General features: G+C 71.3%; 22 protein-coding genes and 1 tRNA gene. 11 read left to right on the forward strand and 12 right to left on the reverse strand.

All coding sequences use genetic code 11. From position 1 onward, the window contains the following. Positions 1-100: 100 nt before the first annotated feature. Both LOC65_RS15785 and LOC65_RS15790 read right to left on the reverse strand, forming a co-directional pair. Complete coding sequence (locus LOC65_RS15785; protein ID WP_230248196.1) at positions 101-2,074, reverse strand: DNA topoisomerase IV subunit B; 1,974 nt, start codon at positions 2,072-2,074, stop codon at positions 101-103. 119 nt (positions 2,075-2,193) lie between these two features. Further along, complete coding sequence (locus LOC65_RS15790) at positions 2,194-3,447, reverse strand: D-amino acid dehydrogenase (protein ID WP_230248197.1); 1,254 nt, start codon at positions 3,445-3,447, stop codon at positions 2,194-2,196. 229 nt (positions 3,448-3,676) lie between these two features. On the opposite strand from LOC65_RS15790, the gene LOC65_RS15795 reads away from it, so the two are divergent. From LOC65_RS15795 to bamC, 5 genes are read left to right on the forward strand one after another with little or no spacing between them, the layout of a single operon-like run. Beyond that, on the forward strand, positions 3,677-4,903 hold the full coding sequence (locus tag LOC65_RS15795) for an MFS transporter (RefSeq protein ID WP_230248198.1): 1,227 nt from the start codon (positions 3,677-3,679) through the stop codon (positions 4,901-4,903). Further along, on the forward strand, positions 4,900-5,022 hold the full coding sequence (locus LOC65_RS19390) for a hypothetical protein (protein WP_009858857.1): 123 nt from the start codon (positions 4,900-4,902) through the stop codon (positions 5,020-5,022). Before LOC65_RS15795 ends, LOC65_RS19390 begins: the two co-directional genes overlap by 4 nt. Then, positions 5,022-5,570: a bifunctional 2-polyprenyl-6-hydroxyphenol methylase/3-demethylubiquinol 3-O-methyltransferase UbiG gene (locus LOC65_RS15800; RefSeq protein WP_230248199.1), complete on the forward strand. Its 549-nt coding sequence runs from the start codon at positions 5,022-5,024 to the stop codon at positions 5,568-5,570. The genes LOC65_RS19390 and LOC65_RS15800 overlap by 1 nt, the downstream gene beginning before the upstream one ends. A 34-nt stretch (positions 5,571-5,604) precedes the next feature. Next, on the forward strand, positions 5,605-6,489 hold the full coding sequence (gene dapA, locus LOC65_RS15805) for a 4-hydroxy-tetrahydrodipicolinate synthase (RefSeq protein ID WP_009858859.1): 885 nt from the start codon (positions 5,605-5,607) through the stop codon (positions 6,487-6,489). A gap of 56 nt (positions 6,490-6,545) precedes the next feature. Continuing rightward, a complete protein-coding gene (gene bamC / locus LOC65_RS15810) occupies positions 6,546-7,676 on the forward strand; it encodes an outer membrane protein assembly factor BamC (protein ID WP_230248200.1) in 1,131 nt (376 codons plus the stop codon). 124 nt (positions 7,677-7,800) lie between these two features. On the opposite strand, the gene LOC65_RS15815 is transcribed toward bamC, so the two are convergent. From LOC65_RS15815 to LOC65_RS15825, 3 genes are all read right to left on the reverse strand, one after another. Continuing rightward, positions 7,801-7,992: a hypothetical protein gene (locus tag LOC65_RS15815; RefSeq protein ID WP_009858861.1), complete on the reverse strand. Its 192-nt coding sequence runs from the start codon at positions 7,990-7,992 to the stop codon at positions 7,801-7,803. 158 nt (positions 7,993-8,150) lie between these two features. After that, positions 8,151-8,639, reverse strand: a complete 489-nt coding sequence (locus tag LOC65_RS15820) for a hypothetical protein (RefSeq protein ID WP_230248201.1) — start codon at positions 8,637-8,639, stop codon at positions 8,151-8,153. Continuing rightward, positions 8,636-9,766 carry a cupin domain-containing protein gene (locus tag LOC65_RS15825; RefSeq protein WP_230248202.1) on the reverse strand — a complete coding sequence of 377 codons (1,131 nt, stop codon included), beginning with the start codon at positions 9,764-9,766 and terminating at the stop codon, positions 8,636-8,638. Before LOC65_RS15825 ends, LOC65_RS15820 begins: the two co-directional genes overlap by 4 nt. A 38-nt stretch (positions 9,767-9,804) precedes the next feature. Here LOC65_RS15825 and LOC65_RS15830 point away from each other — a divergent pair, with 38 nt between their 5' ends. Beyond that, the gene (locus tag LOC65_RS15830) at positions 9,805-10,326 is read left to right on the forward strand and encodes a peptidylprolyl isomerase (protein WP_230248203.1); all 522 of its coding nucleotides are present in this window, start codon (positions 9,805-9,807) and stop codon (positions 10,324-10,326) included. A gap of 82 nt (positions 10,327-10,408) precedes the next feature. On the opposite strand, the gene dut is transcribed toward LOC65_RS15830, so the two are convergent. The 4 genes from dut to alaS all read right to left on the reverse strand — a co-directional run bounded on the left by dut (position 10,409) and on the right by alaS (position 15,605). After that, on the reverse strand, positions 10,409-10,858 hold the full coding sequence (gene dut / locus LOC65_RS15835) for a dUTP diphosphatase (RefSeq protein WP_009858865.1): 450 nt from the start codon (positions 10,856-10,858) through the stop codon (positions 10,409-10,411). Beyond that, positions 10,858-12,084, reverse strand: a complete 1,227-nt coding sequence (coaBC, locus tag LOC65_RS15840) for a bifunctional phosphopantothenoylcysteine decarboxylase/phosphopantothenate--cysteine ligase CoaBC (protein WP_230248204.1) — start codon at positions 12,082-12,084, stop codon at positions 10,858-10,860. Before coaBC ends, dut begins: the two co-directional genes overlap by 1 nt. A 28-nt stretch (positions 12,085-12,112) precedes the next feature. Further along, positions 12,113-12,883 carry a UPF0149 family protein gene (locus LOC65_RS15845; RefSeq protein ID WP_164962020.1) on the reverse strand — a complete coding sequence of 257 codons (771 nt, stop codon included), beginning with the start codon at positions 12,881-12,883 and terminating at the stop codon, positions 12,113-12,115. Between the two features lie 88 nt (positions 12,884-12,971). After that, positions 12,972-15,605, reverse strand: a complete 2,634-nt coding sequence (gene alaS, locus LOC65_RS15850) for an alanine--tRNA ligase (protein ID WP_230248205.1) — start codon at positions 15,603-15,605, stop codon at positions 12,972-12,974. Between the two features lie 54 nt (positions 15,606-15,659). Here alaS and LOC65_RS15855 point away from each other — a divergent pair, with 54 nt between their 5' ends. Together LOC65_RS15855 and LOC65_RS15860 are read left to right on the forward strand one after the other, a co-directional pair. Then, the gene (locus LOC65_RS15855) at positions 15,660-16,385 is read left to right on the forward strand and encodes an SIMPL domain-containing protein (protein WP_009858869.1); all 726 of its coding nucleotides are present in this window, start codon (positions 15,660-15,662) and stop codon (positions 16,383-16,385) included. Between the two features lie 35 nt (positions 16,386-16,420). Then, complete coding sequence (locus LOC65_RS15860) at positions 16,421-17,899, forward strand: NAD-dependent succinate-semialdehyde dehydrogenase (protein WP_230248206.1); 1,479 nt, start codon at positions 16,421-16,423, stop codon at positions 17,897-17,899. A gap of 4 nt (positions 17,900-17,903) precedes the next feature. Here LOC65_RS15860 and LOC65_RS15865 read toward each other — a convergent pair whose 3' ends face one another. Beyond that, entirely contained in the window at positions 17,904-18,800 is an 897-nt protein-coding gene (locus tag LOC65_RS15865; protein WP_138938929.1) for a GGDEF domain-containing protein, read from the reverse strand. A 337-nt stretch (positions 18,801-19,137) separates the two neighbouring features. Here LOC65_RS15865 and LOC65_RS15870 point away from each other — a divergent pair, with 337 nt between their 5' ends. After that, positions 19,138-20,493, forward strand: a complete 1,356-nt coding sequence (locus LOC65_RS15870; protein WP_230248207.1) for a porin — start codon at positions 19,138-19,140, stop codon at positions 20,491-20,493. Between the two features lie 124 nt (positions 20,494-20,617). On the opposite strand, the gene LOC65_RS15875 is transcribed toward LOC65_RS15870, so the two are convergent. Next, positions 20,618-20,691 (reverse strand) — tRNA-Gly (locus LOC65_RS15875). Between the two features lie 88 nt (positions 20,692-20,779). Here LOC65_RS15875 and trmB point away from each other — a divergent pair. After that, positions 20,780-21,463 carry a tRNA (guanosine(46)-N7)-methyltransferase TrmB gene (gene trmB / locus LOC65_RS15880; RefSeq protein ID WP_009858873.1) on the forward strand — a complete coding sequence of 228 codons (684 nt, stop codon included), beginning with the start codon at positions 20,780-20,782 and terminating at the stop codon, positions 21,461-21,463. Here the strand turns inward: trmB and LOC65_RS15885 are convergent. Next, complete coding sequence (locus LOC65_RS15885; RefSeq protein WP_029718633.1) at positions 21,447-22,304, reverse strand: undecaprenyl-diphosphate phosphatase; 858 nt, start codon at positions 22,302-22,304, stop codon at positions 21,447-21,449. The two genes, trmB and LOC65_RS15885, sit on opposite strands and share 17 nt — an antisense overlap. A gap of 189 nt (positions 22,305-22,493) precedes the next feature. Between LOC65_RS15885 and LOC65_RS15890 the strand changes: the two genes are divergently transcribed. After that, on the forward strand, positions 22,494-23,186 hold the full coding sequence (locus LOC65_RS15890) for a TetR/AcrR family transcriptional regulator (RefSeq protein ID WP_230248208.1): 693 nt from the start codon (positions 22,494-22,496) through the stop codon (positions 23,184-23,186). Positions 23,187-23,224 lie beyond the last annotated feature (38 nt).

Raw genomic sequence — 23,224 nt, forward strand, 5'->3', positions numbered from 1 at the left:
AAGAAAAGCCACATGCGGCAGAAGCATTTGACTTTTCCGACGCCGGAACGGAGCGTCAACCCCCGATCCCGGCGTCAGGAGAACACCGAGCGCAGCCCCGTCAGACGTCGATCTCGACCGCGTCGGCGCGCAATTCCATCAGGTCGCGGCGGGCCTGCGCCTCGCCCTTGCCCATCAGCCGCGTGAACAGCTCGACGGTGTTGTCGAAGCCCGGTGCGCCGAAGGCCACCGGCAGCAGGCGGCGAGTCTCGGGGTTCAGCGTCGTGTCCCAGAGCTGCTCGGCGTTCATCTCGCCGAGGCCCTTGAAGCGGCTGATGGTCCACGAGCCTTCACGCGCGCCTTCCTTGCGCAGTTTGTCCAGCGCCGCCTCGAGCTCGCCGTCGTCCAGCGCATAGAGCTTGGCCGCCGGGCGCTTGCCGCGCGCCGGCGCGTCGATGCGGTACAGCGGCGGGCGCGCGACGTAGACGTGACCGCGTTCGATCAGCTTCGGGAAGTGGCGGAAGAACAGCGTCAGCAGCAGCACCTGGATGTGCGAGCCGTCGACGTCGGCGTCCGACAGGATGCAGACCTTGCCGTAGCGCAGCCCGGACAGGTCGGGCTCGTCGGCCGGGCCGTGCGGGTCGACGCCCAGCGCCACCGAGATGTCGTGGATCTCGTTGTTCTTGAACAGCAGGTCGCGTTCGACCTCCCAGGAGTTCAGCACCTTGCCGCGCAGCGGCAGGATGGCCTGGGTCTCCTTGTCGCGGCCCATCTTGGCGCTGCCGCCGGCGGAGTCGCCCTCGACGAGGAAGACCTCGTTGAGGCTCAGATCGCGGCTCTCGCAGTCGGTCAGCTTGCCGGGCAGCACGGCGACGCCCGAGCCCTTCTTCTTCTCGACCTTCTGGCCGGCACGCTGGCGCGTCTGCGCCTGGCGGATCACGAGCTCGGCCAGCTTCTTGCCGTACTCGACGTGCTGGTTCAGCCAGATTTCCAGCGCCGGGCGCACGAAGCTGGCGACGAGCTTCAGCGCGTCGCGGCTGTTCAGCCGCTCCTTGATCTGGCCCTGGAACTGCGGGTCCAGCACCTTGGCCGACAGCACGAAGCTGGCGCGCGAGAACACGTCCTCGGGCATCAGCTTGACACCCTTGGGCAGCAGCGCGTGCAGCTCGATGAATCCCTTGACCGCCTGGAACAGGCCGTCCTTCAGGCCCGACTCGTGCGTGCCGCCGGCCACCGTCGGGATCAGGTTGACGTAGCTCTCGCGCAGTGTCGTGCCTTCGTCGGTGAAGGCCACGCACCAGGCCGCGCCCTCGCCTTCGGCGAAGCTCTCGGTCTCGTTGGCGGCGGCGTACTGGGCACCCTCGAACAGCGGGATCAGCGGCTCGGCAGCCAGGCTCTGCAGCAGGTAGTCGCGCAGGCCGGACTCGTAGCGCCAGGTCTGGGTCTCGCCGCTCTTCTCGGTCGTCAGCGTGACGGTCACGCCGGGCATCAGCACGGCCTTGCTGCGCAGCAGGTGCAGCAGCTCGCCGCGCGGCAGCTCGGGGCTCTCGAAATACCTGGCGTCGGGCCAGACGCGCACCCGCGTTCCGTGGCGGCGTTCACTGGACGTCGCCTTGCGCACCGCCAGCGGCTCGACGACCTCGCCACCGTTGCCGAAGGCCAGCGTCGCGCACTGGCCTTCGCGCCAGACCGTCACCTCCAGCCGTGTCGCCAGCGCGTTGGTCACGCTGACACCGACACCGTGCAGGCCGCCGGAGAAGCTGTAGGCGCCGCCCGAGCCCTTGTCGAACTTGCCGCCGGCGTGCAGCCGCGTGTAGACGATCTCCAGCACCGGCACCTGCTCCTCGGGGTGCAGACCGAAGGGGATGCCGCGGCCGTCGTCCTCGACGGCGACCGAGCCGTCGGCGTGCAGCGTCACCGCGATGCGTTTGCCGAAGCCCGCCAGCGCCTCGTCGGCGGCGTTGTCGATCACTTCCTGGACCACGTGCAGCGGGTTGTCCGTGCGCGTGTACATGCCCGGCCGCTGCTTGACGGGCTCCAGGCCCTTCAAGACGCGGATCGAGGCTTCGGCATAACTGCCCTGCTTGATTGCCATAGGGGGCGGATTCTAGGAACCCCGGGGATGGGGTCAGGCGGATGGGGTCAGGTCCCGAGGGACCTCGGTGGATGGGGTCAGGTCCCGAGGGACCTGACCCCAGTCTTACCTGCGGCGCCTCAACCGTAGCGAGCGATGTTCAGCGGCGCGACGTCGATCTCGGGCTGGCGGCCCGAGACGATGTCGGCGATGACACGCCCGGTGCCGGCGGCCATCGTCCAGCCCAGCGTGCCGTGGCCGGTGGCCAGCAGCAGGTCGCGCACCGGCGTCTCGCCGACGATCGGCGTGCCGTCGGGCGTCATCGGGCGCAGGCCGCACCAGAACTCGGCGCGCGAGACGTCGCCGCCACGCGGGAACAGGTCGGTGACGACGTGCTCCAGCGTCTGGCGGCGGCCGCCACGCAGCGTCAGGTCGAAGCCGCCGAGCTCGGCCGTGCCGCCGACGCGGATGCGGTCGCCCAGGCGCGTGACGGCCACCTTGTGCGTCTCGTCCATGATCGTCGACTCGGGCGCGAAGGCGGCGTCGGTGATCGGCACCGTGATCGAGTAGCCCTTGACCGGGTAGATCGGCAGGCTGAGGCCCAGCGGCTTCATCCACTGCGGCGAGAAGCTGCCGAGCGCGACGACGACACGGTCGGCCGTCAGCGTGCCGGCCGTCGTGCGCACGCCCGAGACGCGGCCGCCCGAGACCTCGACGCCCTGCACCGTCGTGTCGAAGCGGAAGCGCACGCCCAGCGCACGCGCCATCTCGGCCAGGCGGTTGGTGAACTTGAAGCAGTCGCCGGTCTCGTCGTTGGGCAGGCGCAGCGCGCCGACGAACTTTTCCTGGGTGAGCGCGAGCGCCGGCTCGACCTTGACGAAACCCTCGCGGTCCAGCACCTCGAAGGGCACGCCGTACTGGCGCAGCACCTCGACGTCGCCGCCGATGCCGTCGAGCTGCTTCTGGGTGCGAAACAGCTGCAAGGTGCCCTGGGCGCGGTCGTCGTACTCGATGCCGGTCTCGGCACGCAGCGCCTTCAGGCAGTCGCGGCTGTACTCGGCGATCGGCACCATGCGGCTCTTGTTCAGCGCATAGGCGCGGGCGTTGCAGTTGGCCAGCATCGCCAGGCCCCAGCGCCACATCTTCGGGTCGAGCAGCGCGCTGACGACCAGCGGCGAATGCTGCATCAGCATCCACTTGATGGCCTTCAGCGGCACGCCCGGGCCGGCCCAGGGCGACGAGTAGCCCGGCGAGATCTCGCCGGCGTTGCCGAAGCTCGTTTCCAGCGCCGGGCCGCTCTGGCGCTCGACGACCTCGACCTCGTGCCCCGACTTCGCGAGGTAGTAAGCCACCGAGGTGCCGATGACACCGCTGCCCAGGACCAGGACCTTCATGCGCCGCTGCCGTTGCCGTTGAAGAGGCGCACTCTACCGACCGGCCCGCAGACGCTTTCACCATAGTTTCCCGAACATCTCCTCACGATTCACCATTCAAAAGCGCATGCACCGAATCGCCTGCAACTGAACCGCGAAAGTGCACGAAGGAACCACGGTGGAGCACAGCCATTGCCGCGCCGACCGCGCCGCCGACGCGCCCTCGCCGCATTGGATACATTGCGCCCCCATGACCCCCGCCACGACCGCACCGCGCCTGTCGATGACGCAGGTGCTGCTCTGCGGCGCCGCGATCGTCACCCTCAGCATGGGCATCCGCCACGGCTTCGGCCTGTGGCTGCAGCCGATCACGATGGACCGCGGCTGGACACGCGAGACCTTCGCTTTCGCGCTGGCGGTGCAGAACCTGGCCTGGGGCCTGGCCGGGCCGGTGGCCGGCATGCTGGCCGACCGCTGGGGCGCCTTCCGCGTGCTGATCGTCGGCTCGGTGCTGTACGCGCTGGGCCTGGTGTCGATGGCGCTCGCCACCTCGGGGCTGGCCTTCACCGGCGGCGCCGGGCTGCTGATCGGCATCGCCCAGTCGGGCACGACCTACGCGGTGATCTACGGCGTCATCGCGCGCAACGTCGCGCCCGAGAAACGCTCCTGGGCGATGGGCGTGGCCGCCGCAGCGGGTTCGTTCGGCCAGTTCCTGATGGTGCCGGTGGAGAACTGGCTGATCGGCGGGCTGGGCTGGCAGAACGCGCTGTTCCTGCTCGGCTGCGCGGCGCTGGCCATCGTGCCGCTGGCTTTCGGGCTGAAGGAGCCGGCCGGCGCCGGCGTGCACAGCGGCCCGGCGCAAAGCGTGGGCGCGGCGCTGCGCGAGGCGCTGGGCTACCGCAGCTTTCTGCTGCTGACGGCCGGCTACTTCGTCTGCGGCTTCCAGGTCGTGTTCATCGGCGTGCACATGCCGGCCTACCTGAAGGACCAGGGCCTGGGCCCCGAGGTCGCGACCACCGCGCTGGCGCTGATCGGCCTGTTCAACGTCTTCGGCACCTATGCCGCCGGCGTGCTGGGGCAGAAGCTCGCCAAGCGCCACATCCTGGCCGCGATCTACCTGCTGCGCGCCATCGTCATCACGATCTTCGTGCTGTCGCCGATCACGACCTGGGGCGTCTATCTCTTCGCCGCGACGATGGGCGTGCTGTGGCTGTCGACGGTGCCGCCGACCAACGCCATCGTCGCCCAGATCTTCGGCGTGCGTTACATGTCGATGCTGGGCGGCATCGTCTTCCTCAGCCACCAGGTCGGCTCCTTCCTCGGCGTCTGGCTCGGCGGCCGGCTCTACGACACGACCGGCAGCTACCAGGTCGTCTGGTGGATCGCGGTGGCGCTGGGCGTGTTCGCGGCTCTCGTCAACCTGCCGGTGCGCGAGACGGCGATCCCGCGCTCCGAGGCGCGCCCGGTGGCGGCATGAAGACCGGCCGCGTGCTGGCCTGGATCGTGGCGGTCGCCGTGCTCGGCGCGGTCTTCGCCGCCTACCGCGACCCGCACACCGTCGTCGACCTGGCGACGCGTGTCTGGTCCTGCTTCTGATGCCGGGCCTCGCCCCGCCGTCGGACTGGCTGCAGCGCTGGGCCCACCTGCTGCCCGCCGGCGGCGGCGTGCTCGATGTGGCCTGCGGCCACGGCCGGCACGTGCGCTGGCTGGCCGAACGCGGCTGGCACGTCACTGCCGTCGACCGCGACGTGCAGGCGCTGGCGCCGCTGTCGGCCATCGCCGAGACCGTCGTCGCCGACCTCGAGGCCGGCCCCTGGCCCCTGCCCGGCCGCCGCTTCGACGCGGTGCTGGTGACGAACTACCTCTGGCGGCCGCTGTTCCCGGCGCTGCGCGCGGCGCTGGCCGACGGCGGCGTGCTGATCTACGAGACCTTCGCGCGCGGCCAGGAGAGCCACGGCCGGCCGTCGCGGCCGGAGTTCCTGATGGCACCGGGCGAACTGCTGGCCGCCGCCTCGGGCCTGCACGTGCTGGCCTATGAAGACGGGCTGCTCGACGGGCCGACGCGGCGCGTGCAGCGCATCGTCGCCATCGCGCCGCCCAGCGGCGCGCTCGCCCTCGCCGGAGCGCGGCACTCTGGCAGCTAAAATCGGCGATTTACCGCGGCTACGGCTTAAGCGCATGAAGGCAATTGTTGGCAGCATCGTCGCGCTCGTCACGCCGATGCACCCGGACGGCAGCGTCGACTACGAGGCACTCGGCCGGCTCATCGACTGGCACATCGCCGAAGGCACCGACTGCATCGGCGTCGTCGGCACCACCGGCGAATCGGCGACGCTCACGGTGCCCGAGCACTGCGAGGTGATCCGCTTCTCGGTCGAACGCGCCCAGGGCCGCGTGCCCATCATGGCCGGCGCCGGCGGCAACTCCACCGCCGAGGCGATCGAGCTGACGCGCTTCGCCAAGGAAGTCGGCGCCGACTGCACGCTGCAGGTCGTGCCCTACTACAACAAGCCGTCGCAGGAAGGCATGTACCGCCACTTCCGCGCGATCGCCGAAGCGGTCGACCTGCCGCTGATGCTCTACAACGTGCCCGGCCGCACGGTCGCGGACATGCTGCCGGAAACCGCGCTGCGCGTCGCCCAGGTGCCGGGTGTCTTCGGCATCAAGGAAGCCACCGGCAACATCGAACGCGCCGCCTGGCTGATCAAGCACGCGCCCGAAGGCTTCTCGGTCTATTCCGGCGACGACGGCACCGCCGTCGCGCTGATGCTGCTGGGCGGCAAGGGCAACGTCAGCGTCACCGCCAACGTCGCGCCGCGGCTGATGCACGAGATGTGCGTCGCGGCGATCGAAGGCGACGCGCGCCGCGCGACGGCCATCCACTTCCAGCTGCTGGCGCTGCACCGCGCGCTGTTCTGCGAGTCCAACCCGGCGCCCGCGAAGTGGGCGCTGCACCGGATGGGCCGCTGCGCCAACGTGCTGCGCCTGCCGCTGCTGCCCGTCACCGAGGCCGGCCAGGCCGCGGTCGACGCCGCGCTCGCCGACAGCGGCGTGTGCATCTGAAGAAGCCCCTCACCCGCCACCCGCGGCCGCCACAGGCCGCGCCGGAGACCGTCACCGTGAATCGTATTCCCGTCGTTCCCGCAGCCCGGACCACCGCGCTCGCCGTTGCCGTCGCGCTGGCCGGCTGCTCCTCGATCGGCGACATGCTGTCGGGCGACAAGGTGGACTACCGCAGCACCAAGGTGCGCGAGCAGCCGCTGGACGTGCCGCCGGACCTGAGCCAGCTCGCACGCGACAGCCGCTACCAGGCCCAGGGCGGTGTCGTCAGCGCCGCCAACTCCGGCCTGGCGACGTCGGCCAACGGCGCTGCCGTGGCCGGCGCCGGCGCCGTGGCCCCGGCGGCACGCGGCGAGACCCGCGTCGAGCGCCTGGGCAACGAGCGCTGGCTCGTCGTGCCGATGTCGCCCGACCAGCTCTGGCCGCAGCTGAAGACCTTCTGGCAGGAGCGCGGCTTCGTCATCGAGAGCGAGGACGCGCAGACCGGCATCCTCGAGACCGACTGGGCCGAGAACCGCGCCAAGCTGCCGCACGACTTCATCCGCACGACGATCGGCCGCGTGTTCGGCAACCTCTACGACACCGGCGAGCGCGACCGCTTCCGCATGCGCGTCGAACGCACCGCCACCGGCAGCGAGGTCTACATTGCCCACCGCGGCCTGGAGGAGGTCTACGTCGGCGACCGCAAGGACGCCACCGAGTGGCGCCCGCGCGCCAGCGACCCGCAGCTCGAGGCCGAGATGCTGACGCGGCTGATGGTCAAGCTCGGCACGCCCGAGACGCAGGCCCGTGAGGCCGTGGCCGCCCCGGCCGTGGCGCAGTCGCGTGCACGCCTGGTGCAAGGCACGCCGGCGACGGTGGAGGTCGACGAGAGCTTCGACCGCGCCTGGCGACGTGTCGGCCTGGTGCTCGACCGCACCGGCTTCTCGGTCGAGGACCGCGACCGCGCCGCCGGCCTGTACTTCGTGCGCTACATCGACCCGAAGGAGATCGGCAAGGAGGAGCCCGGCTTCTTCTCGAAGCTCTTCGGCGGCGCCAAGGACGGCCCGGCGGGCCCGCAGCGCTATCGCGTGCTGGTCAAGGCCGCGGGCGACAAGACGACGGTGACGGTGCAGCCGGCCAGCGGCAGCGGCTCGGCCGGCGAGTCGGGTGATCGCATCGCCGGCATCCTGGCCAACGAACTGCGCTGAGCTCGTCCACGTGAAAGAAGGCCGCCTGCGGGCGGCCTTTTTCTTGTCCCTGCGGGTTTGTCGCGGGCATGAAAAAAGCCGCCCGAAGGCGGCTTTTGAGCGTTCGGATCGCTCGGTCTCGCGATTATTGCGAGGCGGCTTCCGAGGCCGGGGCGGCGACTTCCGACGCGGCTTCCACCGGCGCCGAAGCAGCTTCCGAAGCGGCCGGAGCCGGTTCAGCGGCCGGCGGCGGCGGCGGGGGGGTTTCTTCCTTCTTGCCGCAGGCGGCCAGCGCCATCGCGGCGACCAGCGAAGCCAGAACGATCGACTTGTTCATGCGTGTGTCCTCAGGGAATTGTGGGTCGACGGAACCTCAAGGGATGGTGGGTCGACCCGACCCGGATCTCGCAACCCTCCACCCCCGAAAGACAAGGACGGGCTTTGCGCCTCTCCCATGCCTAGCCTAAAAGTATAGCGCCGAATAGGTGCATTCCCCTACAGGCCTAAAGGACGGAGGAAAAACGAGGGTTGCGCGCGTTCGATGCGGCCGTCCAGCACGTCGCGCCAGCGCTGCGCATCGCCCGCGTCGCGGCCGGCACGGCCGCGCCAGTGCTCGGCGTCGCGCAGGTGCACGAAGACGTCGCCGTCGTCGACCAGCACCCGCGGCAGCTCGGCCTCGTCGCCCTCTTCCGGCGCCCAGCCCTCGACGGCGTGCGCCCAGGTCGTGCGCCAGGCGACGAAACGCGGATGGCGGCGCGCCAGCACGCTCCAGTCGGCGGCCAGCAGCACGAGGCGGCGCTGCGGCCGCTTCAGCCAGGGCACGAGGCGCTCGTGCAGCGCGGCGTCATCCAGCGGCCAGTCGGCGAAGTCGGGGTCGCTGCAGACGATGCGGCGAGCACCACGCGCGATCGCGGCCTCGAAGGCCTGGTGCACGGCGTCGTGGAAGGCGCCGCGCGAGTCGAACAGCGCCGAGCCTGCGCTCATCGCCCACCCCGGCGCACCCAGCCGGTCTCGATCCAGCCGGCCACCGTCTCGCGTGCGCCGTCGCTGAGGCCGGCACAGTCGCGTGCCGACAGGACACGGTCGTCGGCCAGGCGGCGCATCAGGCGCGCATCGCGGCCGCCGGCGACGAAGGACTCGCCGTTGAGGAAGACGTGGCGCTCGTCGTAGAGCATGCGGCTCTTCGGGTCGAGCGCGACACCGGCGGCGAAGGCCTCGTCGCCGTCGACCGCCTCGCCGTCGAACCAGACCCGCGGCTTGGGCTCGCTGAGGATCTCGCCGAGCGCGCGGTCGAGCGCGCCGCGGCGCGTGAGCAGGCGCTCGACGGCGCGGCCAGCGAACTCGCGCAGCCCCGGCGGGATCTCGCCCGGCGCCGCGGTGGCCGGCTGGCGCGGGTCGCGGTAGAGCGCGCCGTCACCGAGTTCGTCGTCTTCGGCCAGGCGCTGCAGCAGCTCGCGCGCCAGGCCGGTCTGCAGCGGCACGCGGAAACCCGCCGAGGCCGTCATGCACTCGCCTTCGGCGATGCCGTCGTGGCCCCAGCGCGGCGGCAGGTAGAGCATGTCGCCGGGCTCGAGCACCCACTCCTCGGCGGGCTCGAAGTTCTGCAGCAGCCGCACCGGCATGTCGGGCAGCAGCGTCTCGTCGGCCACCGGGCCGATGCGCCAGCGGCGGCGGCCGTGCACCTGGATCAGGAACACGTCGTAGGAATCGAGGTGCGGGCCGACGCCGCCGCCGTCGCTGGCCCAGGACAGCATCAGGTCGTCCAGCCGCGCCTCGGGGATGAACGAGAAGCGGCGCAGCAGCTCGTGCGCCGCCGGCACGTGCAGGTCCAGGCCCTGCACCAGCAGCGTCCAGCCCGGGCGCGAAGCCGGCGGCAGCGCGCGGCGCACGAAAGGGCCCTGGCGCAGCGACCAGCTGCCGCCGTCGCGCTGCACCAGGCGCGACTCGACGTCTTCGCTGCCGGCCAGGTCGAACAGCGCGGCGCGCGCCAGCGGCGGCGTCACGCCCGGCAGCGCCTGGCGCACGAGCAAGGGCTTCTTCTGCCAGTGGCGCCGCATGAAGGCCTGCGGCGAGAGCCCGCCCAGCAGGGCGATCGGTGCGTTGAGATCCATGCCCCATTGTCCCGCGGACGCTGTGCGATCATCGCCCGATGAACATCGCAGCTCCCTGCGTCGTCAGTCTCACCTGGCTGCTGACCGACGCCCAGAACAACACCATCGACGAACTGAAGGAACCGGTCGAGTTCTTCTTCGGCGGCGACGACCTGCTCGCCCCGGTCGAGGAAGCGCTCGCCGGCCACGTCGAAGGCGACGAGGTGCGCGTGCAGCTCGAACCCGAGCAGGCCTTCGGCGACTACAAGAGCGAACTCGTCTGCTTCGAGGACCGCAAGCTCTTCCCCGAGAACCTGGAGACCGGCATGGCCTTCGAGGGCCTGCCGCCGGGCGCGGCGACGCCGGACATGCCGTCCGACACGATCTACGTCGTCACCGAGGTCTACCCGTCGCACGTCGTGCTCGACGGCAACCACCCGCTGGCCGGCATGGCACTGCGGCTGACGATCCGCGTGCGCACGGTGCGCGAGGCCGACGAGGACGAGATCGAGGCGCGCAGCGTCGGCAACAACGCCTTCACGGTGCTGGACGCGGCCGCGCCGGAGCAGCCGCTGCACTGAAGCCGGCGACCCGGCGCTGGAAAGCTGGGGTCAGGTCTCTCAAGACCTGACCCCGCCGATTTAGACCTGACCCCGCCGATCCTCAGCGCGCCCCGGTCGAGCCGAACCCGCCCTCGCCGCGCTCCGACGCGTCGAAGTCCTCGACGATGCGGAAGGTGGCCTGCACCACCGGCACGACGACGAGCTGCGCGATGCGCTCGAAGGGCTGCAGCGTGTACGCGGCGCTGCCGCGGTTCCAGACGCTGACCATCAGCGGGCCCTGGTAGTCGCTGTCGATCAGGCCGACGAGGTTGCCGAGCACGATGCCGTGTTTGTGGCCCAGGCCCGAGCGCGGCAGGATCACCGCCGCCAGCGACGGGTCGGCGACGTGGATCGCGATGCCGGTGGACACCAGCGCGCTGGCGCCGGGCGCCAGCTCCAGCGGCGCGTCCAGGCAGGCGCGCAGGTCCAGGCCGGCGCTGCCGGGCGTCGCGTAGCGGGGCAGCTGGTCCGCCATGCGCGGGTCCAGCACCTTGAGGTCGATCGTCGTCATCAGGTCGGGAATCGGGTGATGCGGCCGGCGATCTCACGCACGAGTTCGCGGGCCAGGCTCAGCTTGTCGCCGTGGGGCAGCTCGCGTTCGCCGGCGGCGTCGACGAGCAGCAGCGTGTTGTCGTCGCGGCCAAAGGTCGCCGGGCCGAGGTTGCCGACGATCAGCGGCACGCCCTTGCGCTCCAGCTTCTCGCGCGCGTGGCGCACGAGGTCGTGGCTCTCGGCGGCGAAGCCGACGCACCACGGCCGCGTCTGCGCCGGCAGGCGCGCGACGGCAGCCAGGATGTCGGGGTTCTCGGCCAGCTCGAAGATCGGCGCGACCTTCTTGCCGTCCTTCTTGATCTTCTGCTCGTTGAACTGCGACGGCCGCCAGTCGGCGACCGCCGCGGTGGCGACGAAGACGTCCTGCGTGGGCGCCAGCGGCAGCACCGCGTCGTGCATCTGCTGCGCGCTGCAGACGTCGATGCGGCGCACGCCGGCCGGCGTCGGCAGGTGCACCGGGCCGGCGACCAGCGTCACGTCGGCACCGGCCTCGGCGGCGGCGCGCGCGACGGCGAAGCCCATCTTGCCGCTCGAATGGTTGGTGATGCCGCGCACCGGGTCGATGGCCTCGAAGGTCGGCCCGGCGGTGATCAGCACGCGCCGGCCGGCCAGCACCTTGGGCTGGAAGTGCGCGACGAGCGCGTCGCGCAGCTCGACGGCCTCGAGCATGCGGCCGTCGCCGGTCTCGCCGCAGGCCTGGGAGCCGCTGGCGGGGCCGAGCACGACGGCGCCGTCGGCGGCCACCTGGGCGACGTTGCGCTGCGTCGCCGGGTGGGCCCACATCTCGCGGTTCATCGCCGGGGCGACGAACAGCGGCACACGGTCCGCCGGCCGCGCCAGGCAGGCCAGCGCCAGCAGCTCGCCGGCGCGGCCCTGGGCAAGCTGGGCGATGAAGTCGGCGCTCGCCGGCGCGACGACGATCGCGTCGGCCTCGCGCGACAGCTCGATGTGGGCCATCGAGTTCGCCGGGCGTGCGTCCCACTGGCTGGTGAACACCGGGCGACCCGACAGCGCCTGCATCGTCACCGGGGTGATGAACTGCAGCGCGGCGTCGGTCATCACGACCTGCACGGTGGCGCCGGCGCGCACGAGCTCGCGCGTCAGCTCGGCGGCCTTGTAGCAGGCGACGCCGCCGGTCAGCCCGAGCAGGACGTGGCGGCCGAGAAGGTCTTGGCGATCAGACATGAGGCGGGACTGTAAGCGCGGGCCGGCTTCAGGCCGCCGCTCCATGGCATTTCTTGTACTTGAGGCCGCTGCCACAGGGGCAAGGATCGTTGCGACCGGGTGTCTTCTCGACACGCCGGGTCTCGGGCTTGGGCGCGTGGTCGACCCACCACATCCGCAGGTCCTGCACGGCGTAGCAGGCCTCGTCGATCAGGCGGTCGCGGTCGGCGCCTTCGTCGCCGTAGACGGCCTTCACGTGCTCGGCCAGTTCCTCGCTGCCTTCGGCCAGGCGCAGCGCGTGCACCTGGGCCAGCAGCTCCTCGAACGCGGCCATCGAGTCCTCGCCAGCGTCGGCGCGCCAGTCGGCGCTGAAGGCCTGCAGCGCGGCGAAGAAGCCGTCGGCCCATTCGGCGCCGGTGACGAGGCCCGCGGCCTCCTCGGGCTTCAGGCCGTCGACCTCGATCGCCTCCTGGCGGCCGGCGTCGTCCCAGACGTACATCAGCGGCGCCAGGCGCAGCGCGTCGGGGTCCTCGTCGATCGACTCGGCGTCGAGCTGCACCGCCAGCGCCGCGGCGCGCGTGGTCAGCGCCTGCTCGGCCGCGGCCTGGTCCTCGGGGTCGGCGAAGGCACGTTCGTAGGCCTCGCCGGCCATCGCCGGCAGCCACGACGCGATCGGCAGCGGCTTCGGGCCGGCGGCGAGCGCGGCGAGGAAGCCGTCGCACCATTCGGCCGACAAACGGCCGTCGAAGCCACCAAGGCGCTGGCAGACGGTGCTGAAGGCCTCGATCTCGGCCTCGGTGTTCTGGCGTGCGGGTTTCATCGTGTGCGGCCGGCGGCAGCCGGCAGGTTCAGCCGGCGGCCGGCGGCAGCCGCGGCGGGTGAGAAGCGGGCCGGCGCCGCCCGGCGCCTCAGGCGCGCTCGCCGACCCAGCCGGCCACCGAGGCCAGCGCCTGCGGCAGCGCGGCGGCGTCGGTGCCGCCGGCCATCGCCAGATCCGGCTTGCCGCCGCCCTTGCCGCCGACCTGGCCGGCGACGAAGTTGACCAGCTCGCCGGCCTTGAGCTTGCCGCCGGCGACCAGATCGCCGGTGACGCCGGCGGCGAGCTGCACCTTGGCGCCATCGACGGCGGCCAGCACGATGGCGGCGCTCTTCAGCTTGTCCTTGAGCTTGTCCATCGTCTCGCGCAGCGCCTTGGCGTCGGCACCGGCCAGCGTCGCCGCCAGCACCTTGATGCCCTTGACGTCGACGGCGCTGGCCAGCAGCTCGTCGCCCTGGGCCGAGGCCAGCCGGCCCTTCAGCGCGGTGATCTCCTTGTCCAGCGCACGCAGCTGCTCGAGCACCGCGTCGACCCGCGCCGGCACCTCGGCCGGCGTGACCTTCAGCGTCGAGGCGACACCGCCGAGCGAGCCTTCGAGCTGCTGCAGGTAGGCCAGCGCGTTGTCGCCGGTGACGGCCTCGACGCGGCGGATGCCGGCGGCGACGCCGCCTTCGGCGACGATCTTGAACAGGCCGATGTCGCCGGTGCGCTGCACGTGCGTGCCGCCGCACAGCTCGCGGCTGCCGCCGATGTCGAGAACGCGCACGGTCTCGCCGTACTTCTCGCCGAACAGCATCATCGCGCCGAGCTTCTGCGCCTCGTCGATGGCCATCGTGCGCGCCTGCGTGGCGGCGTTGGCCAGGATCTCGGCGTTGACCAGCGCCTCGACCTGGGCGATCTGGGCCGCGGTCACCGGCGCGTTGTGGGCAAAGTCGAAACGCGTGCGCTCCGGCGTCACCAGCGAGCCCTTCTGCTGCACGTGGCCGCCCAGCACCTCGCGCAGCGCCTTGTGCATCAGGTGGGTGGCGCTGTGGTTGCGGATGGTCTTGGCGCGCAGCTCGGCGTCGACACGCGCGACCAGCGTGTCGCCGATCTCGATCTCGCCTTCGACGATGCGCGCCTGGTGGCCGTGCACCTGGGCCTGGATCTTCACCGTGTCCTCGACGACGAGGCGGGCGCGGCCGTTGCGCAGCTCGCCGCGGTCGCCGACCTGGCCGCCGCTCTCGGCGTAGAACGGGGTGTGGTCGAGCACGACGACGACGTCGTCGCCGGCCTGGGCCTTCGTCACCGGCGTGCCGTCGACGTAGATCGCGGTGACCTTGGCGTGTTCGCAGACCAGGTGCTCGTAGCCGTGGAAGGTGGTCGCCTCGCCGTCGTAGGCCAGGCCCTGGGCCATCTTGAACTTGGCCTTGCTGCGCGCCTGCTCGCGCTGGCGCTGCATCGCGGCGTCGAAGCCGGCGCCGTCGACGGTGACGCCGCGCTCGCGGCAGACGTCGGCCGTCAGGTCCAGCGGGAAGCCGAAGGTGTCGTGCAGCTTGAAGGCGGTCTCGCCGTCGATGACGGTGGCGCCACTGGCCAGCGCGCCTTCGAGGATCTCCATGCCGTGGGCGATGGTCTGGAAGAAACGCTCTTCTTCCGCCTTCAGCACCTCGGTGATGCGCAGCTTGTCGCGGCGCAGCTCGGGATAGGCCTCGCCCATCTCGACGGCCAGCGCCTCGACCAGCGTGTGGAAGAAGGGCTTGCGCGCGCCGAGCTTGTAGCCGTGGCGGATCGCGCGGCGAGCGATGCGGCGCAGCACGTAGCCGCGGCCTTCGTTGCCGGGGATGATGCCGTCGGCCACCGTGAAGGCGCAGGCGCGGATGTGGTCGGCGATGACCTTCAGGCTCGGGCTCTCGGCGTCGACGTCCTGGCCGCCGGCAGCCTCGACGGCCGACCGGGCCGCGGCCAGCAGGTTCACGAACAGGTCGATCTCGTAGTTGCTGTGCACGTGCTGCAACACCGCGGCCAGGCGCTCCAGGCCCATGCCGGTGTCGACGCTGGGCTTGGGCAGCCGGTGCATCGTGCCGTCTTCGGTGCGGTTGAACTGCATGAAGACGTTGTTCCAGATCTCGATGTAGCGGTCGCCGTCCTGCTCGGGGCTGCCCGGAGGGCCGCCGGCGACGTCCGGGCCGTGGTCGTAGAAGATCTCCGAGCACGGGCCGCAGGGGCCGGTGTCGCCCATCATCCAGAAGTTGTCGCTGGCGTAGCGCGCGCCCTTGTTGTCGCCGATGCGCACGATGCGCTCGGCGGGCAGGCCGATGACCTTCAGCCAGATGTCGTAGGCCTCGTCGTCCTCGGCGTAGACCGTCGCCCAGAGCTTGTCCTTGGGCAGCTTGAAGTGCTCGGTCAGCAGCTCCCAGGCGAAGCTGATCGCGTCCTTCTTGAAGTAGTCGCCGAAGCTGAAGTTGCCCAGCATCTCGAAGAAGGTGTGATGCCGCGCGGTGTAGCCGACGTTCTCCAGGTCGTTGTGCTTGCCGCCGGCGCGGATGCACTTCTGGCTGGTCGTCGCGCGCGTGTACGGCCGCTTGTCGAAGCCGAGGAACACGTCCTTGAACTGGTTCATCCCGGCGTTGGTGAACAGCAGCGTCGGGTCGTCGCCCGGCACCACCGGCGAACTCGGAACGATGGTGTGTCCCTTCGATTCGAAGAACTTCAGGAACGTGGAGCGGATCTCGGAGGCTTTCATGCCGCGGATTCTAAGGTTGGGCCATCGTCCAGAATGGGGGTCAGGAGGTCCGAGATGGCAGACAACACGCGTTCCGTGGGGCTGGTGGCGGCGCTGGTCCTGGCGGCGGGGCTGGCCGCCGGCGGTTACGGCGTCGGCAAGGGGCTGGAGCGTTTCCGCGCCGCCGACCGTTCGGTGACCGTCAAGGGGTTGGCCGAGAAGGATGTCGACAGCGACTACGCCGTCTGGCCGCTCGCGTTCCGGCGCGGCGGTGCCGACTTCGGCGCCGTGCAGCGCCAGCTCGCCGAGGACCGCGACCGCGTCGTCGCCTTCCTGAAGGCCCAGGGTTTCACCGAGGCCGAGATCGAGATCCGGCCGCTGCAGGTGCAGGACCTGTGGGCGCGCGAGTACGGCGGCAACAACCAGCCGCTGCGTTTCCAGGGCACGGCCCAGGTGCTGGTGAAGTCGGCACGGCCCCAGGCCGTCGAAGCCGCGGCGCTGGCGGTGGACCCGCTGATCCAGGCCGGCGTGCAGCTCGGCGGCGACGGCCCGGCCGGGCCTCGCTACCAGCTGCGCGCCTTCAACGAGGCCAAGGCGCCGCTGCTGGCCGAGGCCACGCGCAACGCGCGCGAGCAGGCCGAGAAGTTCGCCGCCGAGGCCGGCGCCACGCTGGGCGGGCTGCGCAACGCCAACCAGGGCGTGATCCAGATCGGCGCGGCGGGCGGCGAGGGCTTCGACGACGGCAGCGCACGCGTCAAGCGGCTGCGCGTCGTCAGCACCTTCGAGTACACGCTGGACTGACCCGGTCCGAGACACCCAGAACCCAAGGACGAACGATGGACGACACCGCTTCCCCGCTGGCCACGCTGGCCGACCCGTCGCTGCTGAAGACCGCCGGCCTGATCGACGGCGAGTGGATCGAGGCCGGCAGCCGCTTCGCCGTGCACGACCCGGCCACCGGCCGCGAACTGGCCCAGGTGGCCAACCTGGGCGCGGTCGACTGCGCCGCGGCCATCGCCGCTGCCGAGCGGGCCTGGGCGCCGTGGCGCGCCAAGACCGCCAAGGAACGCGGCGCGGTGCTGATGCGCTGGTTCGCGCTGCTGCACCAGCACGCCGACGACCTGGCGCGGCTGATGACCGCCGAACAAGGCAAGCCGCTGGCCGAGGCGCGTGGCGAGGTGATCTACGGCGCCAGCTTCATCGAGTGGTTCGCCGAGGAGGCGCGCCGCGTCTACGGCGAGACCATTCCGACGACCGACGGCAACAAGCGCTACCTGGTGATCCGCCAGCCGGTCGGCGTCTGCGCCGCGATCACGCCGTGGAACTTCCCGCTCGCGATGATCACGCGCAAGGTCGCGCCGGCGCTGGCCGCCGGTTGCCCGGTGGTCGTCAAGCCGGCCGAGCAGACGCCGCTGTCGGCGCTGGCGGTGGCCGAACTGGCACAGCGCGCCGGCATGCCGGCCGGCGTCTTCAACGTGCTGCCGGCCGATGCCGAGAACTCCATCGAGATCGGCAAGGTGCTGTGCACCAGCGACGTCGTGCGCCACCTGTCCTTCACCGGCAGCACCGAGGTCGGCCGCATCCTGATGAAGCAGTGCGCGTCGACGGTCAAGAAGCTGTCGCTGGAGCTCGGCGGCAACGCGCCGTTCATCGTCTTCGACGACGCCGACCTCGACAGCGCCGTCGAGGGCGCGCTGGTCAGCAAGTACCGCAACGCCGGCCAGACCTGCGTCTGCGCCAACCGCCTGTACGCCCAGGCCGGCATCCACGACGCCTTCGTCGAGAAGCTGGCGGCACGGGCACGCCAGATCGCCGTCGGCAACGGCTTCGAGCCCGGCGTGCAGCTCGGCCCGCTGATCGACGAGCCGGCGATGGCCAAGGTCGAGGCCCACGTCGCCGACGCGCTGGCGCAGGGCGCGCGCCTGGTGACCGGCGGCGAGCGTGTCGGCGAACGTTTCTTCGCGCCGACGGTGCTGGCCGGCGTGACGCCGGAGATGCGCTGCTCGAAGGAAGAGACCTTCGGCCCGATCGCCCCGGTGATCAAGTTCGAGACCGAGGCCGAGGCGATCGAACTCGCCAACGCCACCGAGTTCGGCCTGGCGAGCTATTTCTACAGCCGCGACATCGGCCGCATCTGGCGTGTCTCGGAGGCGCTGGAGTACGGCATGGTCGGCGTCAACACCGGGCTGATCTCGACCGCCGAGGTGCCGTTCGGCGGCGTCAAGCAGTCGGGCCTGGGCCGCGAAGGCGCGCGCCAGGGCATCGACGACTACCTCGAGACCAAGTACGTCTGCCTCGGCGACATCCTGAAGTAAGGCTTCAGGCTTCCTCGTCGTTGGCCGCCGCGGCCGGGCCGCGGTCGGCCGGCTGCGCGGCGTCGCGGCCGACCGGCGTGAACTGCAGCGCCGCCCCCAGCGCCCGGCGCAGCAGCGGCTCGGCGCTCTTGCCGTGCTCCGGGTACGAAGCCAGCCCGGCGTGCGGCAGCAGGCGCTGCGCGCGCCCGGCGACGCTGAAGGGCTGCGACAGGATCGCCGCCAGCTTGTCCATCACACGCTCGCCGTCGGCCGGCGAGTCGATCCAGGCCAGCAGCACGGCGAACGCGTCGTGGCCGATCGAGGCGACGACGTCGCTGGCACGCAGCGCCGCGCGCAGCCGCACCGCGGCCTTGCGCCGCAGCACGTCGGCCGACTCCTGGCCCAGCGTCTCGGCGACCGCGGCCAGGCCGTCGACGCGCAGCACGATCAGCGCCATCGGCGCCGGCTCGCGCTCGCGCAGCGCCAGCAGATGCGTCATGTGTTCCAGCAGTTGGGCGTGGTTGGGCAGCCCGGTCGGCAGGTCGGTCGAATAGCCCTTGCGCGCCGCGAGACCCAGGCGGCGGCGCTCGATCGCCAGGCGCAGCGCCCGCGGCACGTCGGTGGCGTCGGCCAGCACGTCCTGGACACCGAACTGCAGCAGCTCGACCGCCGCACGCGGCGCCGGTGCGTGCAGCACGACGACGACCGCGGTGTCCAGCACGGCCTGCGCCAGCGCCGGCCAGTCCGGCAGTGCTCCGGGCTCGGCGGTGGCCAGCAGCAGCGCGTCCGGCGGCTGCTCGCGCAGGCGTGCCGCCACCTGCTCGGGCGAATCGCAGTGCTCGACGACGAAGGGACCGTAGGGCGACCCGGCGATCTCCGGGGCCCCGTCGCCCAGGCTGAGAACTCGAAACACTGCATCCATCGCGGCTCCCGCAGCGAGACGGCCTTGTCGCGCACGCGACGCGGGCGGAGGGGATCCCCAGTTCACGGGACCACAACGGGCCGACAGCGGCCCGCGGTCACTGTAACCGCGTGCTGCGACGGTCCCGACATCAGCGCCAAGGCCGCCAACCGGGCCGTCGCGGCTGTTGCGGGCGCGCGACGTTGGTAGTTTTGTGGATGCCGCTAGCGTCACCCCCTTGTCTAACGTCGGGCTGCTGTCGGATTCCCGCGCCGCCGGCAGGCCATCGGCCTGCGTCGCCTGCCTCGGGTCCCGACCGGTTCCTCGTCACACCCGAAGTACAACCAGGAGACTGAACTTGATTTCCAAACCCAGAAGCCTGACCGCCCTCGCGCTGGCTGCCGCGGCCCTGTTCGCCGGTGCCGCGCAGGCTCAGGACGGCAGCGTGCAGATCTACGGCACGCTGGACCTGAGCGTCGACCGCATCAACAAGTCCGAAGGCAACGTCACCGGCACCGTCCAGGGGCTGGCCGGCGCCAACTCGGTCGTCTCGCCCGAGCAGAAGCAGACCCGCCTGGCGCCGAGCATGACGCGCCAGTCGCACCTCGGCGTGCGTGGCACCGAGCCGCTGGGCGGCGGCTGGGAGGCCAAGTTCACGCTCGAAGGCTCGGTCATCGCCGACAACGGCACGATGGGCAACGACGGCCGCATGTGGGGCCGCCAGGCCTGGGTGGCGCTGACGACGCCGGTCGGCGAAGTGCGGCTGGGCCGCCAGGTCTCGCCGATGCTGGCCGCCTACTTCCTGGGCACGCTCGACGGCATCGGCGGCACCGACCTGTTCGCCACCGGCGTTGCGCTGAACAACCTGCAGACCTACCAGGACAACGTCATCAGCTACGGCGTGCGCCAGGGTGCGTGGGCCGGCCGCGTGTCGTACTCGCCGAACGCCGGCGCCGCCGCGCGCATCAGCCCGGTGCGCTCGACGGCGACCAACACCCCGACCGGCACGATCCCGCCGTCGGGCTCGGCGCCGCAGCTGGGCCAGATCCTCGGCGGCCTGACCGCCGGTGCCGAGAGCGACGACGGCCGCGGCAAGACCTGGGGCGCGATGATCGCCTACCTGGGCGACGACCTGAAGGCCGTGGCCGCGTACAACCGCAACGACCTGTCCAACGTGCAGCTCGGCCTGCCGTTCCGCGTCACGCCGCTGTCGCCGGACGGCTTCCTGCCGCTGTTCGCCACCGAGAAGTTCACGAGCTACATGCTCGCCGCGAAGTACAAGTTCGCCTTCGGCACCGAGCTCGGCGGCAGCTACTACCAGGGCCAGCTCGACGAGACCGGCGACACCGACCCGAAGATGCGCGTGCTGGCGATCGCGGCCAAGCACACGATCGGCTCGCTGGACCTCATCGGCCAGGTGATGCAGGCGAAGTTCACCAACTTCACCAAGGGCAAGGACACCGGCTTCATGCTCGGCGCCGACTACAACCTGTCCAAGCGCACCGCGATCTTCGCGCGTGCCGGCCAGGTCAAGGACGACCGCGGCGACATCTCCAACGGCAACCCCTTGCTCGGCGGCGCCGGCCTGGCCGGCGGCCCGGTCGCGCTGCTCGTCCCGCTGGGTTCGACCGAGGTGCCGCTGTTCTCGGGCGCGGGCGTGAACATCGACGCCAAGACCAAGATGTTCGGCGTCGGCATCCGCCACTCGTTCTGATCCACGTCGCCCGGGGCCGCGAGGCCCCGGCCCACCCTGACGCCCCGGCCCGCCGGGGCGTTTTTCATGGTGCGGCGGGCAAAGAAAAAGCGCCTGTCCGGGGGGCAGGCGCTTTATCAGGTTCTGGAGCGGGTGAAGGGAATCGAACCCTCGTATGAAGCTTGGGAAGCTGCCGTTCTACCATTGAACTACACCCGCGCTGGGCCGGCATTCTAGCGCCGCCGCGGCGCTGTCGCGAGATGTCCCCGGCCCGGCGCGGCCGGCGCTCGCTACACTGCGCGCCCTCATGGACGACACACCTTCTCCGCAACGGCCGATCCGCAGCTACGTGCTGCGCGCCGGCCGCATGGGCACCGGACAGCAGCGAGCGCTGGCCGAACTCGGGCCCCGCTACGTGCTGCCCTACGCGGCGCAGCCCCTGGACTTCGCCGCCGTCTTCGGCCGCACGGCACCGGTGGTGCTGGAGATCGGCTTCGGCATGGGCGACGCGACGGCCCAGGTGGCGGCCGCCTCGCCCGAGCGCGACCTGCTCGGCGTCGAGGTGCACGAGCCCGGCGTCGGCGCGCTGCTGCGCCACATCGGCGAACGCGGCCTGGAGAACGTGCGCATCCTGCGCCACGACGCCGTCGAGGTGCTGCGCGAGATGATCCCGCCGGCCTCGCTGGCCGGCGTGCACGTCTGGTTCCCCGACCCCTGGCACAAGAAACGGCACCACAAGCGCCGCCTGATCCAGCCGGCCTTCGTCGAACTGCTCGCCAGCCGGCTGGCGCCCGGCGGCTACCTGCACTGCGCCACCGACTGGCAGCCCTACGCCGAGCAGATGCTGGAGGTGCTGTCGGCCAGCTCGCTGGCCAACACCGCCGCCGGCTACGCCGAACGCCCGGCCTGGCGGCCGCTGACCAAGTTCGAGGCCCGCGGCCTGCGCCTGGGCCACGGCGTCTGGGACCTGGTGTTCACTCGGACCAGCTGACGACGCCACTCCACGCCGTCAGCAGCACGACGCAGCCGAAGACGATGCGATACCACGCGAAGACCGTGAAGTCGTGCGTGGAGATGTAGCGGATCAGCCAGCGGATGCACAGCAACGCGCTGACAAACGCGAAGGCCGAGCCGACGAGGAACATCGGCGCGTCGCCCCAGTGCAGCGCGTCGCGCTGGCGGAACACCGAGTAGGCGCCGGCGCCCATCAGCGTCGGGATGCCGAGGTAGAAGCTGAACTCGGCGGCGCAGCGGCGCGAGAAGCCGAAGAGCATCGCGCCGATGATCGTCGAGCCCGAACGGCTGGTGCCCGGGACCAGCGCCAGGCACTGCACCAGGCCGACCTTCAGCGCGTCCAGCGGCGTCATGTCGTCGACGCTCTCGACACGCGCCCGGCGCGCGCCCTCCAGGTCGCGTTCGCCGAAGGCCCGCCGGTGGCGGCGTTCGACGAGCAGGATGACGATGCCGCCGACGATGAAGGCCGTGGCCACCGGCACCGGGTGGAACAGGTGCTCCTTGACGACCTTGCCCAGCGCCAGGCCGAACACCACCGCCGGCACGAAGGCGATCAGCACGTTGAGCGCGAAGCGCCGCGCCAGCGGGTCGTGGCCGATGCCGGTGACGGTGCGGCCCAGGCGCTGGCGGTACTCCCAGATCACCGCCAGCATGGCGCCGGTCTGGATCGCGATCTCGAAGACCTTGGCGGTCTCGCCGGTGAAGTCGAGCAGGGAGCCGGCGAGGATCAGATGCCCGGTGGAGGAGATGGGGAGGAACTCGGTGAGGCCCTCGACGATGCCCATGACCGCGGCCTTGGCCAGCAGCAGCAAATCCAAAATGCTCGTCCCTTGGAAGCGGCAAAGCGGCCGATCATAGAGGCCGCCGGCGACACGGCCGCCGATGTCACCGCGGCGCGTGCGTGAAGCGCAGGACGAGCGCGCCGGGTCGCCTGCCCGGGCCGCGTCATGCGGCGACGCCGGAAAGCCGCCTTGCGGCCCGGCCGCCGGACTGGGTACAGTCCACTAATGACCTCGAAGTCATTAGATACCCCTCCCCGGCCGCCGCGGCAGCGCCGCAAGCACGCGCGGCCGCAGGAGCTGCTGGACGCGGCGCTCGAGCTGTTCGTGCAGAACGGCTACGCGGCCACCCACTCCGACGAGGTGGCCCGCCGGGCCGGTGTCTCCAAGGGCACGCTCTACCTCTACTTCCCGAGCAAGGAAGAGCTGTTCAAGGCCGTCGTGCGCGCGACGCTGTCCAACCTGATCGCCGAGGGCGCCGAGCTCGCCGAGCACCACCAGGGCTCGACGCGCGAGCTGCTGCTGGCCCTCGGCCGCATCTGGTGGGAGCGCATCGGCAGCCGGCCGGCCGCCGGCCTGCACCGCGTGCTGCTGGCCGAACTGCAGCACTTCCCCGAGCTGCAGCGCTTCTACGCCGACGAGGTCGTGGCGCCGGCCGACCAGCTCTTCGCCCGTGCGCTGCAGCGCGGCATCGAACGCGGCGAGTTCCGCGCCCTGCCGGTCGAGGAGGCCTGCTACGCGCTGATCGCGCCGCTGCTGATGCGCGCGCTGGACGGCGGCACGCTGTGGGCGCCGCCCGTGCGGCCCACCGAGGAACTGCTGGCGCTGCAGATCGACATCCTGCTGCGCGGCATCGAGCGCCGCGACGGGCCGGCCACGGCGCCAAACCCCGGATCGGCGCACGCCGCCAGCGGCGCCTAGAATTCGGACAGCCCGGACTCTGATACCCTGCACGGTAT

This window comes from Rubrivivax sp. JA1055 (assembly GCF_020966565.1).
Lineage (GTDB): Bacteria > Pseudomonadota > Gammaproteobacteria > Burkholderiales > Burkholderiaceae_C > Rubrivivax > Rubrivivax benzoatilyticus.